The organism is Microbacterium sp. MPR-TSA4, from assembly GCF_058792815.1.
On the sequence record NZ_JBXAFF010000006.1, the window covers coordinates 23,351 to 39,576 of the forward strand.

At 71.2% G+C, this 16,226-nt stretch carries 16 protein-coding genes; 15 read left to right on the forward strand and 1 reads right to left on the reverse strand.

Annotated features, from left to right (window positions below):
- Positions 1 to 17 precede the first annotated feature (17 nt).
- From dapA to dapF, 14 genes are all read left to right on the forward strand, one after another.
- Positions 18 to 995 (forward strand): 4-hydroxy-tetrahydrodipicolinate synthase, encoded by a 978-nt coding sequence (dapA, locus tag AC1Q49_RS05075; RefSeq protein ID WP_060959476.1) that lies wholly within the window; start codon positions 18 to 20, stop codon positions 993 to 995.
- Positions 996 to 1,042: 47 nt separating this feature from the next.
- Positions 1,043 to 2,719, forward strand: coding sequence for a ribonuclease J (locus tag AC1Q49_RS05080; protein WP_060959477.1), 1,677 nt, complete (start codon positions 1,043 to 1,045; stop codon positions 2,717 to 2,719).
- Between the two features lie 31 nt (positions 2,720 to 2,750).
- Entirely contained in the window at positions 2,751 to 3,245 is a 495-nt protein-coding gene (locus AC1Q49_RS05085; RefSeq protein WP_060959478.1) for a GNAT family N-acetyltransferase, read from the forward strand.
- Positions 3,246 to 3,353: 108 nt separating this feature from the next.
- Entirely contained in the window at positions 3,354 to 6,041 is a 2,688-nt protein-coding gene (locus AC1Q49_RS05090; protein ID WP_492491126.1) for an FtsK/SpoIIIE family DNA translocase, read from the forward strand.
- 38 nt (positions 6,042 to 6,079) lie between these two features.
- On the forward strand, positions 6,080 to 6,670 hold the full coding sequence (gene pgsA, locus AC1Q49_RS05095; protein ID WP_492491127.1) for a CDP-diacylglycerol--glycerol-3-phosphate 3-phosphatidyltransferase: 591 nt from the start codon (positions 6,080 to 6,082) through the stop codon (positions 6,668 to 6,670).
- Positions 6,667 to 7,224 carry a CinA family protein gene (locus tag AC1Q49_RS05100; protein ID WP_060959481.1) on the forward strand — a complete coding sequence of 186 codons (558 nt, stop codon included), beginning with the start codon at positions 6,667 to 6,669 and terminating at the stop codon, positions 7,222 to 7,224. The genes pgsA and AC1Q49_RS05100 overlap by 4 nt, the downstream gene beginning before the upstream one ends.
- 182 nt (positions 7,225 to 7,406) lie before the next feature.
- On the forward strand, positions 7,407 to 7,727 hold the full coding sequence (locus AC1Q49_RS05105; protein WP_060959482.1) for a helix-turn-helix domain-containing protein: 321 nt from the start codon (positions 7,407 to 7,409) through the stop codon (positions 7,725 to 7,727).
- Position 7,728: 1 nt separating this feature from the next.
- Entirely contained in the window at positions 7,729 to 7,953 is a 225-nt protein-coding gene (locus tag AC1Q49_RS05110) for a DUF3046 domain-containing protein (RefSeq protein ID WP_060959483.1), read from the forward strand.
- Positions 7,954 to 8,222: 269 nt separating this feature from the next.
- Positions 8,223 to 9,278, forward strand: a complete 1,056-nt coding sequence (gene recA / locus AC1Q49_RS05115; RefSeq protein WP_060959484.1) for a recombinase RecA — start codon at positions 8,223 to 8,225, stop codon at positions 9,276 to 9,278.
- Complete coding sequence (locus AC1Q49_RS05120; protein ID WP_492491128.1) at positions 9,278 to 10,027, forward strand: regulatory protein RecX; 750 nt, start codon at positions 9,278 to 9,280, stop codon at positions 10,025 to 10,027. Before recA ends, AC1Q49_RS05120 begins: the two co-directional genes overlap by 1 nt.
- Positions 10,028 to 10,101: 74 nt before the next feature.
- Positions 10,102 to 11,652 carry a tRNA (N6-isopentenyl adenosine(37)-C2)-methylthiotransferase MiaB gene (gene miaB, locus AC1Q49_RS05125; protein WP_191008778.1) on the forward strand — a complete coding sequence of 517 codons (1,551 nt, stop codon included), beginning with the start codon at positions 10,102 to 10,104 and terminating at the stop codon, positions 11,650 to 11,652.
- Positions 11,649 to 12,563 (forward strand): tRNA (adenosine(37)-N6)-dimethylallyltransferase MiaA, encoded by a 915-nt coding sequence (miaA, locus tag AC1Q49_RS05130; RefSeq protein WP_492491129.1) that lies wholly within the window; start codon positions 11,649 to 11,651, stop codon positions 12,561 to 12,563. Before miaB ends, miaA begins: the two co-directional genes overlap by 4 nt.
- Positions 12,560 to 12,985, forward strand: coding sequence for a GNAT family acetyltransferase (locus AC1Q49_RS05135; protein ID WP_060959488.1), 426 nt, complete (start codon positions 12,560 to 12,562; stop codon positions 12,983 to 12,985). The genes miaA and AC1Q49_RS05135 overlap by 4 nt, the downstream gene beginning before the upstream one ends.
- A 56-nt stretch (positions 12,986 to 13,041) precedes the next feature.
- Positions 13,042 to 13,905, forward strand: coding sequence for a diaminopimelate epimerase (gene dapF / locus AC1Q49_RS05140; protein WP_191008775.1), 864 nt, complete (start codon positions 13,042 to 13,044; stop codon positions 13,903 to 13,905).
- 36 nt (positions 13,906 to 13,941) lie between these two features.
- Here the strand turns inward: dapF and AC1Q49_RS05145 are convergent, their stop codons facing one another.
- Positions 13,942 to 14,583, reverse strand: a complete 642-nt coding sequence (locus AC1Q49_RS05145; RefSeq protein ID WP_492491130.1) for a class I SAM-dependent methyltransferase — start codon at positions 14,581 to 14,583, stop codon at positions 13,942 to 13,944.
- Positions 14,584 to 14,652: 69 nt separating this feature from the next.
- Here AC1Q49_RS05145 and hflX point away from each other — a divergent pair, with 69 nt between their 5' ends.
- On the forward strand, positions 14,653 to 16,176 hold the full coding sequence (hflX, locus tag AC1Q49_RS05150) for a GTPase HflX (RefSeq protein WP_492491131.1): 1,524 nt from the start codon (positions 14,653 to 14,655) through the stop codon (positions 16,174 to 16,176).
- The last annotated feature ends 50 nt before the right edge of the window (positions 16,177 to 16,226 follow it).

The window sequence follows — 16,226 nt, forward strand, 5'->3', positions numbered from 1 at the left end:
GCCGCTAGCCTGGAGGCATGACGCACTCGGGCAATCCCTTCGGACAGGTCCTCGTCGCGCTCGTCACCCCGATGACGGCCGACGGTGAAGTCGACTGGCCCGCCGTCGAGAAGCACATCGACGACGTCATCACCGCCGGCGCCGACGGCATCGTCGTCACCGGCACGACGGGGGAGACGAGCACGCTCACCGACCCCGAGAAGCTCACGCTCGTCGAGGTCGGCAAGTCGGTCTCCGCCGGCCGCGCCAAGATCATCACCGGCGGCGGCTCGAACGAGACGGCGCACGCCATCGAGCTCTACAAGGCGAGCGAGAAGGCCGGCGCCGACGGCATCATGATCGTCACGCCGTACTACAACAAGCCGACGCAGGCCGGCATCCTGACGCACTTCCGCCTCGTCGCCGATGCGACCGACCTCCCGGTCATCCTCTACGACATCCCCGGCCGCACCGGGGTGCCGATCAAGTACGAGACCATCCTGCGGCTGGCCAACCACCCGAACATCCTCGCCGTGAAGGACGCCAAGGGCGACTTCAGCGAGGTCAGCCGGGTGCTCAACCAGACCGATCTCATGTACTTCTCCGGCGACGACGCCAATGTGCTCCCGCACCTGTCGATCGGCGCCGCGGGTCTGATCGGCGTGACGGCGAACATCACCGCGACGCCCTACCGCGTCATCGTGGACGCCGTGAACCGCGGCGACCTGGCCACCGCCACGGCCGCCCACCAGCAGCTCGAACCGCTCGTCCGCGCCGTCATGACCCACGTCCCCGGCACGGTGAGCGCGAAGTACATCCTGCACGGCCTGGGCCGCATCTCCAGCCCGCGCGTGCGTCTGCCGCTCGTCGGCCCCGAAGAGTGGGAGGCCGCCCTCATCGAGGACGAGCTCGCGCTCGTCACGGGCGTCGACGGTGCAGACTTCTCCAACTTCCGACCCGACCGCAACGCCGCCGCCGGCGGCGCGCTCCCCAAGGTCCACGGCACCACCCGCTGAGCGACCGCGATACCGGTGGATGCCGCGGCATCCACGAAAGGCAGACGATGCCCACGACGTTCTCCGAGCCCCCCGCGCTCGCCCCTCAGACCCTCCGCGTGATCCCGCTCGGCGGGCTCGGCGAGATCGGTCGCAACATGACGGTCTTCGAGTACGAGGGCAAGCTCCTCGTGGTCGACTGCGGGGTGCTCTTCCCCGAGGAGCACCAGCCCGGGGTCGACCTCATCCTCCCCGACTTCGAGCCCATCAAGGACCGGCTCGACGACGTCGTGGGCGTCGTGCTCACGCACGGCCACGAGGACCACATCGGCGCGGTGCCCTACCTGCTGCGCCTGAAGAGCGACATCCCCCTCATCGGCTCGAAGCTGACCCTCGCGCTCGTGGAGGCGAAGCTCAAGGAGCATCGCATCAAGGCGTACACCCTCACGGTCGAGGAGGGGCAGGAGGAGCAGGTCGGCCCGTTCGATCTCGAGTTCGTCGCGGTCAACCACTCGATCCCCGACGCGCTCGCCGTCGCGATCCACACGGATGCCGGCACGGTGCTCGCCACGGGCGACTTCAAGATGGACCAGCTGCCGCTGGACGGCCGCCTCACCGACCTCCGCGCCTTCGCCAGCCTCGGCGAGGACGGCGTGGACCTGTTCCTCGTCGACTCGACCAACGCCGACGTCCCCGGCTTCACGCCGCTCGAGCGCGACATCGGCCCGGTGCTCGACCAGGTCATCGCCAAGGCTCCCCGTCGCGTCATCGTCGCGAGCTTCTCCAGTCACGTCCACCGTGTGCAGCAGGTCATCGACGCGGCCGCCGCCAACGGGCGCCGGCTCGCGTTCCTCGGCCGCTCGATGGTGCGCAACATGACCATCGCCGAGGACCTCGGCTATCTGCACGTGCCCGACGGCGTGCTCATCGACTACAAGAAGGCGCAGGACCTGCCGGACGACAAGATCGTCTACATGTCGACGGGGTCGCAGGGCGAGCCGATGGCCGTGCTCAGTCGCATGGCCAACCTCGACCACGCGATCGAGCCCGGTCCGGGCGACACCGTGATCCTCGCCTCGAGCCTCATCCCGGGCAACGAGAACGCGGTGTACCGCGTGATCGACGGCCTCACCAAGCTCGGCGCGAACGTCGTGCACAAGGGCAACGCCAAGGTGCACGTGTCGGGTCACGCCGCCGCCGGCGAGCTGCTCTACTGCTACAACATCCTGCAGCCGCGCAACGTCATGCCGGTGCACGGCGAGTACCGGCACCTCATCGCGAACGCGAAGCTCGCGCAGGACACCGGCATCCCCGCGGAGAACACGATCATCGCGGAGAACGGCACGGTGGTCGACCTCAAGGGCGGCGTCGCCCGCGTCGTCGGCCAGCTCGACCTGGGATTCGTCTACGTCGACGGCTCGACCGTCGGCGAGATCACGGATGCAGACCTGAAGGACCGCCGCATCCTCGGCGAGGAGGGCTTCATCTCGGTCATCGTCGTCGTGGACGCCGCGACCGGACGGATCATCACGGGCCCCGAGATCCACGCCCGCGGCTTCGCCGAGGACGACAGCGTCTTCGACGACGTCAAGCCGAAGATCGCCGCCGCGCTCACGGAGGCGGCGCAGTCGGGCGTGCGGGACGCCCATGCGCTGTCGCAGGTCGTGCGCCGCACGATCGGCCGCTGGGTCAACCAGCGTCTGCGCCGGCGTCCGATGATCGTGCCGCTCGTCATCGAGGCCTGAGCGGTCGCGGCGGGGCGCTAGCATCGGCTCCATGCCCGTCAGCTTCCGTGTGCGCCCTGCGACGCAGGCCGATGGCGCGTTCCTCGGCGACATGGTCGTCGAGGCGGCGAACTGGCGGCAGGGCGGAGCGCGTCCGCGGCACGAGGTGCTGACGCATCCGGACCACACCCGCTACATCTCGGGCTGGATGCGGCCCGGCGATGCCGGCTTCATCGCCGTCGACGCGCAGGACGATCCGCTCGGAGCGGCCTGGTACCGGATGCTGCCGCGCACCGACCCCGGCTTCGGCTACATCGGCACGGGCGTGCCCGAGCTCATCATCGGCGTGCGTCCGATCTGGCGAGCCCACGGCGTCGGCCGGGCCCTGCTCCAGCGGCTCTGCGAGCACGCCCGGGCGCAGGGCTACGGCCGGATCAGCCTGTCGGTCGAGCGGGGCAACTACGCCCAGTCGCTCTACCGCAGCGAGGGCTTCGCCGTCACGCAGGCAGGCCACGGTCGCGACACGATGGTCAAGCGCCTGCGCTGATCCCCTGCGGGGCCGGCGAGGCCGGCGCGATCCGGAAGGCGGCGCCGGATGCGGGCTCGGGCCGCGTCAATCCGGCGATCCGGGGTCCCCGCGGCCTACCGTGGAGTAATGGCACGATCCACGAGCACGCCCACGAACGCCCGCGCGTCCGCGAAGGGCTCCTCGTCGCGTGCCCGCAAGCCCGCGCCGGCACCCAAGAAGTACGTCGACGAGGAGGAGCACCCGCCCGTCGCCGTGCGCGCGTGGCTCGGCGTCGCCCATGCCGTCGGCGGAATGTTCCGGGCGTTCGGCCAGGAGACGCTCGAGAAGGACCAGCGTCGCGACGGCTTCCCGTTCCTGCTCGTGCTGCTGGCGACGGCCGGTGCCGTGGTCGAGTGGTTCCTCATCGGGACCGACGTCGGCACGACCATCAGCGCGTTCACCGTCGGCGCGCTCATCGGGCGCGTCGCGTTCATCATGCCCGTGCTGCTGATGCTGCTGGCCGGGTGGCTCTTCCGGCATCCGCCGTCGGTGCACGACAACGGTCGCATCGGCATCGGGTTCGGCCTGCTCGTCCTGGCGATCGCGGGTTTCTGCCACGTCGCCGGGGGGCGTCCGCAGCCGCGCGAGGGACTTCCCGCGCTCAGCACCGCGGGCGGCCTGTTCGGGTGGACCGTGGGCGAGCCGCTCACGCTGCTGACGGAGATCGGCGCCTATCTGGTGCTCGCCGTCGTCACCTTCTTCAGCGTGCTCATCATCACCAAGACCCCGCCGAACCGGATCGGGCGGCGTCTCGGCGACCTGTACGCGTGGATGTTCGGCGCGGAACGGCCGGAGCCGGCACCCGCGGGCGAGACCGCGCCGACCGTCGCCTTCGCCGAGGGCGAGGACGCCGCGCAGAAGGAGCTGCCCTGGTGGCGCCGCAACAAGTCGGGACGCGAGGAGGACGTCGACGGTCATCTGGGCTCCGACGACCTGACGGCCCTTCTGGACACCACCGGCGACGGCGGCTTCGAGCAGGCGGTCGCGGTGCCGCCCGTCCCGCCGCTGCCCCTTGCCGACGCGCCCACCGAGATCATCGACCCCTCGGTGATCGCGAACGCCAAGAAGGCCGCCCGCCGTGCCGACACCGGCATCCGGGAGGACAGCGGCGAGATCATCCTCGACGACGGCACGCTTCCCGGCATCTCCGCCCTCGGCGACGACCACGACGGTCGCCCGCCGCAGGCGCCCTACGTGCTGCCCTCGGTGGCGGCGCTGGCGCAGGGAACGCCGCCGAAGGCGCGTTCCGAGGCGAACGACCGCGTCGTCGCGGCGATCATGGGCGTGTTCGAGCAGTTCGGCGTGGACGCCCGCGTCACGGGCTTCTCGCGCGGACCGACGGTCACCCAGTACGAGATCTCCCTCGGCCCGGGCGTCAAGGTCGAGCGCATCACGGCGCTGACCAACAACATCGCCTACGCCGTCGCTTCCAACGAGGTCCGCATCCTCGCGCCCATCCCGGGCAAGAGCGCGATCGGCGTGGAGATCCCCAACACCGACCGCGAGATCGTCACCCTCGGCGACGTGCTGCGCTCCCCGGCCTCCACGGGTCAGACCCATCCGATGACGATCGGCGTCGGCAAGGACGTCGGCGGCGGGTACGTCGTCGCGAACCTCGCCAAGATGCCCCACCTGCTCGTGGCCGGCTCCACCGGCTCGGGCAAGTCGAGCTTCGTGAACTCGATGATCACGAGCCTCCTCATGCGTGCCAAGCCCTCCGAGGTGCGGATGGTGCTGATCGACCCCAAGCGTGTCGAGCTCACGAGCTACGCCGGGGTGCCGCACCTCATCACGCCCATCATCACGAACCCGAAGAAGGCCGCCGAGGCGCTCCAGTGGGTCGTGAAGGAGATGGACATGCGCTACGACGACCTCGCGTCGTTCGGCTTCCGTCACATCGACGACTTCAACCGGGCCGTGGTCGCGGGCGAGATCAACCTCCCCGTCGGCAGCGAGCGCGTGCTCAAGCCCTACCCCTACCTGCTGGTCGTCGTCGACGAGCTCGCCGACCTCATGATGGTGGCCCCTCGCGACGTCGAGGACTCGATCGTGCGCATCACCCAGCTCGCTCGCGCGAGCGGCATCCACCTCGTGCTCGCCACGCAGCGCCCCTCGGTGGACGTCGTGACCGGTCTCATCAAGGCGAACGTCCCGTCGCGGCTCGCGTTCGCCGTCACGAGCGTCACGGACTCCCGCGTCATCCTCGACCAGCCCGGCGCCGACCGCCTGATCGGCCAGGGCGACGGCCTGTTCCTCCCGATGGGCGCCTCGAAGGCCATCCGCGTGCAGGGGGCGTGGGTCGCCGAGAGCGAGATCGAGAAGGTCGTCACCCACGTCAAGAACCAGGCGCGACCCGACTATCGCGCCGACGTGCAGGCGGTCGCCGAGAAGAAGGAGATCGACGCCGACATCGGGGACGACCTCGACCTGCTGCTGGCGGCCGCCGAGCAGATCATCTCGACGCAGTTCGGGTCGACGTCGATGCTGCAGCGCAAGCTCCGCGTCGGGTTCGCCAAGGCCGGACGACTGATGGACCTCCTGGAGTCCCGCGAGATCGTCGGCCCCTCGGAGGGCTCGAAGGCCCGCGACGTCCTCGTCACGCCGGACCAGCTCCCCGAGGTGCTCGCTCGCCTCCGCGGCGACGATCCGCCGGCGGCGGCGGCGTCGGCCGACCCGTACGGTCCGGATGCCGTGACCTCGCAGTTCGAGGGCCTCGAGGTCGTGGACGGCGACGAGGGCTCCGAGGATGCCTGGGGTCTGACCGGCCGCGATTGAGCGCGGCGACGCGGCGAGCCCGCGGGTAGGCTCGGCTCGTGGCGATTCCCCGGCAGCTCCCGAACGCGATCACGATCGTGCGCATCCTGTGCGCACCGGTCTTCCTCTGGATGCTCCTCGCCGACCAGGGCGCCGACGGGGCCCTGCGCTGGTGGGCGGGCGCGCTGTTCATCGTGGCCATCGCGACCGACGGCATCGACGGCTACCTCGCCCGCCGGTACGAGATCGTCACCGACCTGGGCAAGCTCCTCGATCCCATCGCCGACAAGGCGCTCACCGGCTGTGCGTTCGTCGGCCTCTCCCTCCTGGGCGAGCTGCCCTGGTGGGTCACGATCCTCGTGCTGGTGCGCGAGGTGGGCATCACGGTGCATCGCCTCGTCGTCGCGAGCGACCACGTCGTGGCCGCCGCGTGGATGGGCAAGCTCAAGACGGTGGCCCAGGCCGTCGCGCTCTCGCTCGCGCTGCTGCCGCTGTCGACCCTCGTCGGCGACGGGATCCACGTCGTCAACACGATCGCCATGGTCATCGCGGTCGTCCTCACCGTCGCGAGCGGTCTCGACTACGTCGTGACCGAGGTGCGCGGCGCGCGCGCGTCGCGGGCGGCCGGATCCGGGGAGCCCCGGCGATGACCGCGTCGCCCACCCCCGCGTCCGGCGAGACCGGCCTCGCCGACGACCTCGAGAGCACCCTCGTCTCGGTCGGTCGCCGCACCGACCCCGAACGCCTCGTGGCCCGGTTGGCGGAGCTGGGCTGGACCATCGCCGCCGCGGAGTCGCTCACGGGCGGTCTCGTCGCCGCCTCCATCGTCTCGGTGTCGGGGGCGTCGCGGGTCTTCCGCGGCGCGGTGGTCGCCTACGCGACCGACGTCAAGGCGAGCCTGCTCGGGGTGGAGCAGCACCTCCTCGACGCGCACGGGCCCGTCCACCCGCGGGTCGCGAGCCAGATGGCCGAGGGGGCCCGCCGCGCCCTCGGACGCGACGGTGTTCCGGCCGATGTCGGCATCGCGACCACCGGCATCGCCGGCCCGGTCTCGTCCGACGGCCAGCCGGTGGGAACCGTGCACATCGCCGTCGCGACGCCCCTGGGCTCGCGGGTGGAGTCGGTGCAGCTCGACGGCGACCGGGACGGCATCCGTGCGGAGACCGCGGCGCGCGCCATCCGACTGGTGCTCGACGCGCTCTGACGCGCCCGCCCGCGCGCGGGCGATGTCGCGGGGAATACCGTTCGTGTCGCGCTGGTTACGTCTGAGCGATTCCCAACCATTACCCAGCACGTGAGGGCTATCGTGGCCAGCAAGTCGGGTACTGTTGTCCACCCGGGTACCGAAACCGGCGAGGGAACACGAGTAGAGGAGGGGGCCCGAACATGATCCTGGTTCGTCAGGAGATCGGCGAAGTCCTGCGCGACTTCCGTCTGCAGAAGGGGCGCACCCTCCGTCAGGTCGCCGGGCGCGCGAGCGTCGCCCTGGGCTACCTCAGCGAGGTCGAGCGCGGTCAGAAGGAGGCGTCGAGCGAGATCCTCGCCGCGGTCGCCGAGGCCCTCGACGTCCCGATCTCGACCATCATGCGCGAGGTGGGCGACCGCCTATCCGTCCTCGAAGGCCTGCAGGTCTTCCCCGACGTCGTCCCCGACGATCTGGCCGCCCTCGACGGCGGTCTGGTCCAGCCCGAGCTCTCGCTGCGCTGACGTGCGGCGCAGTGAGTTCGCGCGCGCGGTCGCGGACGAATTCGGCCCCCGCGGGTCGAGCCTCGTCGCCGACCTCGCCCTGTCCGGTGTCGGTCATCGCACCGCGGCGCAGGCGCTGGCCGACGGGGTGGATCCGCGGGAGATCTGGCTCGCGCTGTGCGTGGAGACCGACGTGCCTCTCGCGCGCCGACACGGCGTGGGCATGATGGAGCCCCGTCGGCGCTGACGGTGTGCGCGGCGCCACGGCGTGTCGCGATCTCGAAACTCTGTTCGAGGGGCGTAGGCTCCTGCACATGAGGTAGAGCGAGATGTTTGTCCACATCCGTGGGCGTGCCCCCGACCGATGTCGGAGGCGCTCCCTAGCGTGGACATCGTCATCACGACACCTCCGCCTTGTCGCAGCGTCCCTCCCGTCGGGTGGGAGCGCGACAGCCTACAGGCGACGGAATCCCCGACGCGGCCGAGCCGCCGACGGCAGAGCACAAGGAGCACGTCATGCCCTCACCCGCCGACCGCGAGAAGGCCCTCGAATCGGCCCTCGCCCAGATCGACCGGCAGTTCGGAAAGGGCTCGGTCATGCGACTGGGCAGCGACGAGCGCGCCCCCGTCGAGGTCATCCCGACCGGATCCATCGCGCTGGACGTCGCCCTCGGCGTCGGGGGTCTGCCGCGCGGCCGCATCATCGAGATCTACGGTCCCGAGTCGTCGGGTAAGACGACCCTGACGCTGCACGCGATCGCCAACGTGCAGCGCGCGGGCGGCATCGCCGCCTTCATCGACGCGGAGCACGCGCTCGACCCCGATTACGCCCAGAAGCTCGGCGTCGACATCGATCAGCTCCTCGTCTCGCAGCCCGACACGGGGGAGCAGGCCCTGGAGATCGCCGACATGCTGGTGCGCTCCGGCGCGATCGACCTCGTCGTGATCGACTCGGTCGCCGCGCTGGTGCCCAAGGCCGAGATCGAGGGCGAGATGGGAGACTCGCACGTGGGTCTGCAGGCGCGACTGATGTCGCAGGCGCTGCGCAAGCTCACCGGTGGGCTCAACCAGACCAACACCACGATGATCTTCATCAACCAGCTGCGCGAGAAGATCGGCGTGTTCTTCGGCTCGCCGGAGACCACCGCCGGTGGTAAGGCGTTGAAGTTCTACGCGTCGGTGCGCCTCGACATCCGTCGTATCGAGACCCTCAAGGACGGAACCGAGGCGGTCGGAAACCGTACGCGCGTGAAGGTCGTCAAGAACAAGATGGCTCCGCCCTTCAAGCAGGCCGAGTTCGACATCCTGTATGGCATCGGCATCTCGCGCGAGGGCTCCCTCATCGACTTCGGTGTGGAGCACGCGCTGGTCAAGAAGTCCGGTGCCTGGTACACCTACGACGGCGAGCAGCTGGGGCAGGGCAAGGAGAACGCGCGCAACTTCCTGCTGAAGAACCCCGACATCGCCGCCGAGATCGAGACCAAGATCAAGCAGAAGCTCGGCATCGGACAGCCGCGCGGCGCCGCCGAGACGGTGCCCGCCGACGATCTGGCTGCGCGCCGCCCGGCCTGATGAGCGGTGCGCGCGACGGGGGCGAGCGCGACGGCCTCGCCCCCGTGATCCCGCTGTTCGGCGGAGCACATCACGCCCGGCGCGACGACGGGGCCGCGGAGGACGCGACTGCGGAGGACAGGACTGTCGGGGACGCGGACCGCGGGGGAGTGACCCCGTTCCGCGACGCCCCGTCGACGACGTGGCACACGACGTGGACGGACGAGCAGGACAGTCCGGAGGCGGACGCCTGGGATGCCGACACGGCGACTCGTGCGGAGGACGCCGAGGCCGCGCTCGTCAAGCGGCTACGGACGCGGTCGCTGTCGGAGCGGGAGGCGAGGGCCTTCCTCCGCGAGCGCGACCTCGCAGACGACGCGATCGAGCACGTGCTGGCGCGGATGCGCGGCCTCGGCTATCTCGACGACGCGGCGCTCGCGGAGCAGCTCGTCCACAGTGGCGTCGAGCGGAAGGGTCAGGGCCGGGTCATGCTCGCGCAGGCGCTGGCCAAGCGCGGCATCCCTCGTGATGTGGTCGACGAGGCCCTCGGGGCGTTGCCGGACGACGAGGCCGAACGCGCGCTCGACTTCGCGCGCCAGAAGGCGCGATCGCTGCGCGACCTCGATCGCGACACGGCGCTGCGGCGACTGTCCGGCCAGCTTGCGCGGCGCGGTTACGGCGCGACGGCGCTGTCGGCCGCCCGGCAGGCGCTCGACGAGCTCGGCCGGCCCGTACGGCGACCGCCCGCGGGTACCGTCCGCTTCGACTGAGCGGGCCCGCCGCCCGCCGCGCCCGCAGTCGCACCGGAGTCCGACGCGTCGTCGGATCGTAGAATGAAGGCACCATGACCTCTCCGTCCGCCGCCCCCACGCTGATCGCGCCGTCGCTCGCCGCCGTCGCCGCCGACGGCCGCACCCGCACCTACGAGGTGCGCACCTTCGGCTGCCAGATGAACGTCCACGACTCCGAGCGGCTGTCGGGTTCGCTCGAGAGCGCGGGATACGTGCGTGCGGATGCGGGGACCGAGGCCGACGTCGTCGTCATCAACACGTGCGCCGTGCGCGACAACGCCGCGGGCAAGCTGTACGGCACGCTCGGACACCTCAAGAGTCGTAAAGACCGCCACGAGGGCATGCAGATCGCGGTCGGCGGCTGCATGGCGCAGATGGACAAGGACGCCGTCCTCGAGAAGGCGCCCTGGGTCGACGTCGTCTTCGGCACCCACAACATGGGATCGCTTCCGCGCCTGCTGGAGCGCGCACGGCACAACGGCGACGCCGAGCTCGAGATCCTCGAGGCCCTCGAGGTGTTCCCCTCCACGCTGCCCACCAAGCGCGACGCCGTCCACAGCGGCTGGGTGTCGATCTCCGTGGGCTGCAACAACACGTGCACGTTCTGCATCGTGCCGAGCCTGCGCGGCAAGGAGAAGGACCGCCGCCCCGGCGACATCCTGAACGAGATCCGGCTCCTCGTCGACGACGGCGCGATCGAGGTCACGCTCCTCGGTCAGAACGTGAACAGCTACGGGGTCGAGTTCGGCGACCGCCAGGCGTTCGGCAAGCTGCTGCGCGCCGCCGGTCAGATCCCCGGCCTGGAACGCATCCGTTTCACGAGCCCGCATCCGGCGGCGTTCACCGACGACGTGATCGACGCGATGGCCGAGACGCCGCAGGTGATGCCTCAGCTGCACATGCCGCTGCAGTCCGGCTCCGACCGGATCCTGCGCGCGATGCGGCGCTCCTATCGCAGCGACCGCTTCCTCGGCATCCTGGACCGGGTCCGCGAGCGGATCCCGCACGCGGCGATCTCCACCGACATCATCGTCGGCTTCCCCGGCGAGACCGACGAGGACTTCGAGGACACGATGCGTGTCGTCGAGCAGGCCCGTTTCGCGAGCGCCTTCACGTTCCAGTACTCCATCCGCGAGGGCACGCCCGCCGCCACGATGCCCGACCAGATCCCCAAGGCCGTCGTCCAGGAGCGCTACGAGCGCCTGGTGGCCCTGCAGGAGCGCATCAGCCTGGAGGAGAACCAGGCCCAGATCGGACGCGAGCTCCAGGTGCTCGTCTCGACGGGCGAAGGGAAGAAGGACGCCGAGACGCGCCGCCTGACCGGCCGCGCGGAGGACAACCGCCTCGTGCACTTCGAGCTGCCCGACGGCTCCGCGGTGCCCCGCCCGGGCGACGTCGTCACCGTGACCGTCACCCACGCCGCTCCCTTCCACCTGCTCGCCGACAGCACCGACGGCGCCCCGCTGCAGATCCGCCGCACACGCGCCGGCGATGCGTGGGACCGGACGCAGGCCGAGTCCTGCGGCGTCCCCGCTCCCGCGGGCGCGGAGGGCGGCGCGCCGCGCGCGGTGTCGCTGGGCCTTCCCACGCTGCGCCTCGGGTGACCGGGCGCCTCTGGGCCGTCGTCGGAGCCACCGGCACCGGCAAGACGGACCTGTCGCTGCGCCTCGCCGAGGCGCTGGGCGCCCGCGGACGCGCGGCGGAGATCGTCAATGCCGATGCCATGCAGCTCTACCGCGGGATGGACATCGGGACTGCGAAGCTGCCGGTCGCCGAGCGTCGCGGCATCCCGCACCACCTCTTCGACGTGCTGGAGGTGACCGACGAGGCCGCGGTCGCGGCCTATCAGGATGCCGCGCGCACCACGATCTCCGACATCTTCTCCCGCGATGCCGACGCCATCCTCGTCGGCGGCTCGGGGCTGTACGTGTCGAGCGTCGTCTACGACTTCCGCTTCCCGCCGCACGACGACGCGGTGCGCGAGCGGCTCGAACAGGACCTCGCCCAGGACGGCCCCGGCGCCCTGCTCGCACGGCTCCGCCTCCTCGATCCGAGGACGGCCGAGCGCATCGACGCCCGCAACGGGCGTCGGATCGTCCGTGCGCTCGAGATCGCTCTGCAGGGCGACCGCGGGCACGGCGCGGCACTGCCCGCGGAACCGGTGCTGTGGCAGGAGCCCACGATGCTCGTCGGCGTCGAGCTCGACCGTGCGCAGCTCGTCGCGCGCCTCGACGAGCGCGTGGAGCGCATGTGGCGCGAGGGGATGCTCGCCGAGGTCGAGGCGCTCCGCGCGCGAGGCCTCGAGCGCGGGGTCACGGCGAGCCGTGCCATCGGGTACGCTCAGGCCGTCGACCAGCTCGCCGGACGCATCGACCAGGCGGAGGCGATCGCGCATACCCAGGCGTTGACGCGGCGCTACGCGCGGCGACAGGTGTCGTGGTTCCGTCGGTACCCCGGCATCCACTGGGTCGCGCCCGACGCGGACGCCGCCGCGCTGGCAGACTCGATGGCGTGACCGCCGTCGAGATCCGCCCCTTCGCCACCGCCGATACGGACGCCGTCGTCGCGCTCTGGCGAGAGGCGGGGCTGACGCGGCCCTGGAACGACCCGTACCGGGACATCGCCCGCAAGCTCACCGTGCAGCCCGAGCTGTTCCTCGTCGCCCACGATCGGGGCGACCTCGTGGGCACCGTCATGGCCGGCTACGACGGGCATCGCGGGTGGCTGTACTACCTGGCGACGGCCGCGGAGCGTCGCGGCGAGGGGATCGCGCGCCGCCTCGTGGAGACGGCGGAGGAGGGCCTGCGCGCCCTCGGATGCCCGAAGGTGGAGCTGATGGTGCGTCCGGAGAACACCGCGGTCCACGACTTCTACGCCCGCCTCGGGTACGAGCCGTTCGATGTCTGGATGACCGGCAAGCGGCTGATCGCCGACTGACGCGTGCCCGCCGTCCACCCCGCCGGTGCACAGCGCGCGGCCCGTAGACTGGCCGGGTGGCAGAGCCGATCGCATTCACCAAGGGTCACGGCACGGGCAACGACTTCGTGATCGTCCCGGACGACGACGGTGCCCTCGACCTGTCGGCCGACCAGATCGCCGCGCTCTGCGACCGCCGCTTCGGCATCGGCGGCGACGGCATCCTGCGCGTCGTCCGCAGCGCCCGCCTCCGCGAGGGTGAGGCGACGGCGGATGCCGAGTGGTTCATGGACTACCGCAACGCCGACGGATCGGCCGCGGAGATGTGCGGCAACGGCACCCGCGTGTTCGCGAAGTACCTCGTCGACACCGGCCGCGCGAACATCGATGACGCGCCGCTGCGCATCGGCACCCGCGCGGGCGTGAAGACCCTCACTCGCAGCGACCTCGGCTTCGAGGTCGACCTCGGCGTGTTCCGGGTCGACGGCGATGTCGTGGTGAAGGCGAGGGGCCTCGACGTCGCCCGGCCCGGACAGGGCGTCGACGTCGGCAACCCGCACGTGGTCGTTGCCCTCTCCAGCTCCGCGGAGCTCGACGGACTCGACCTCACGGTGCAGCCGCAGCTGCATCCCGACCCGGTCGAGGGCGCCAACGTCGAGTTCGTGGTCCCGGCCGATCCGCTCGTGCAGAACGGCGTCGGAACGATCCGGATGCGTGTGTTCGAGCGGGGCGTCGGGGAGACCCTGTCGTGCGGCACCGGTGTGGCCGCCGCCGCGCTGGCGGTCCGGCACTGGGCGGGGGCCGCGGCGCCGGACCGGTGGAGCGTGGAGGTGCCCGGCGGCACGCTCGGTGTACGCATCGTCGCCGAGGCCGACGGAGACCACGTCCTGCTGTCCGGACCGGCGGCGCTCGTCTACTCGGGCGAGGTCCGTCTCGCCTGAGGCCGGCGCGCCGCCCGCGCCGGCGCCAGGGGCACGTCAGGGAAGCTCGATGGCTCCCGTGCGCACGGCGCCGTGCCGGCGCACCTTCAGCACCCGGAATCCTCGCCCGGTCGCGGCCCGTGTCACGGAGTAGCCGTCGTCGAAGGTGGCCGCGAGCCAGCGCTGCAGAGAATCCGAGCCGAGGTTGCGCTGCACGACGAGCCAGGCGTCGCTGCGCTCGTCGAGCCGCGGAAGCCAGCGCTCCAGAAGGCCGTGCAACTCGTTCTTGCCGACCCGGATCGGGGGATTCGACCGGATGCCGCGGAAGCGGACGTCCTCCGGAACATCTTCTGGGCGTGCGGCGTTGACGTTGTCGAGTCCCCACTCCGCGGCGTTGCGGCGGACGAGATCGAGGGCCCGGTCGTTCACGTCGACCGCCCACACGGTGGCGTGGGGAGACTGGACGGCGAGGCTCAACGCGATCGGCCCCCACCCGCAGCCGAGGTCGAGCAGATGCCCTCCCGGCGGAGGCGGTGGCGTGTTCGCCAGGAGCACGGCCGTCCCGCCATCGACGTGGTCGGGGCTGAACACCCCGCCCGCGGTCGTGACCTCGCCAGAGCGTCCGGCGAGGGACACACGGATGCGGCGGAGGTTCTCGGCGCTGGACGGGGAGACGCTGAAGTAGTGGTCACTCCCCATCCTGCGAGCGTACCGGAGCCACCCGCCCCCGCGGGAGGCTAGACTGCAAGGCTGACCTGGAAGGAATCCATGACCCACACCACCGAGACCACCGACGCGCACGGCGACGAGACGCCGATCGACCCGGTGGATCGCGTGCTGGCCCACGCCGAGGGGCGTTCGAGCGCGCGCGTCTTCGTGGCCGCCCAGGCGCTGCAGGACTCCGCGACCGTCGCCTATGGCGACACCGACGGCGACCAGTGGGACCGTGAGGAACGCGCGGCGCTGCGCCGCGTGCCCGGGCTGTCGACCGAGCTCGAGGACGTCACCGAGGTCGAGTACCGCCAGCTGCGGCTGGAGAACGTCGTGCTCGTGGGCGTGTACCCCCAGGGATCGCACGAGGATGCCGAGAACTCCCTTCGCGAGCTCGCGGCGCTCGCCGAGACCGCGGGAGCCGTCGTGCTCGACGGCGTGCTGCAGCGTCGCCCGCACCCCGACCCCGCCACCTACATCGGCCGCGGCAAGGCCGCGGAGCTGCGCGACCTGGTGGCGGCCGTGGGCGCCGACACCGTCATCGCCGACACCGAGCTGGCCCCCAGCCAGCGCCGTGCGCTGGAAGACGTCGTGAAGGTGAAGGTCATCGACCGCACCACCGTCATCCTCGACATCTTCAGCCAGCACGCGAAGAGCCGCGAGGGCAAGGCCCAGGTCGAACTCGCCCAGCTCGAGTACCTGCTGCCGCGCCTGCGCGGCTGGGGCGAATCGATGAGCCGTCAGGCCGGTGGCCAGGTGGGCGCCGGTGGCGCCGGCATGGGCTCGCGCGGTCCGGGTGAGACGAAGATCGAGCTCGATCGCCGCCGCATCCGCACCAAGATGGCCCAGCTGCGCAAGCAGCTGCGCGACTTCGCACCCGCCCGCGAGGCCAAGCGCAGCGAGCGCAAGCGCAACACGATCCCCTCGGTGGCGATCGCCGGCTACACCAACGCCGGCAAGTCCAGCCTGCTCAACCGGCTGACCAGCGCCGGCGTGCTCGTCGAGAACGCGCTGTTCGCGACCCTGGATGCCACGGTGCGCCGGGCCGAGGCGGCCGACGGCCGCGTGTACACGCTGACCGACACCGTCGGGTTCGTGCGGAACCTCCCGCACCAGCTCGTCGAGGCGTTCCGCTCGACCCTGGAGGAGGTGGGCGACGCCGACGTGCTCGTGCACGTCGTCGACGGCTCGCACCCCGATCCCGCCGCGCAGCTCGCGACCGTGCGCGACGTGATGGGCGACGTGGGGGCGCGCTCCACGCGCGAGATCGTCGTGTTCAATAAGGCGGACCTCGTCGACGAGGACACCCGACTCGTGCTGCGCGGTCTCGAGCCGGGCGCGCTGTTCGTGTCGTCGCGGACGGGCGAGGGCATCGACCAGCTCCGTGCCGTGGTCGAGGAGGCGCTGCCGCTTCCGGCCGTCGAGGTGCGTGCGCTCGTGCCGTACGACCGCGGCGACCTGATCAACGCCGTGCACGAGTCGGGGCACATCGTCTCGACGTCGCACGAGGAGGACGGCACGGCCGTGCACGCGCACGTCTCGGAGCGTCTCGCCGCGGAGCTCGCGCCCTACGCCGTCTGACGGTCGGGCGTTTCGACTCGCTGCGCTCGCTCAACGACCGGTGGTGACGG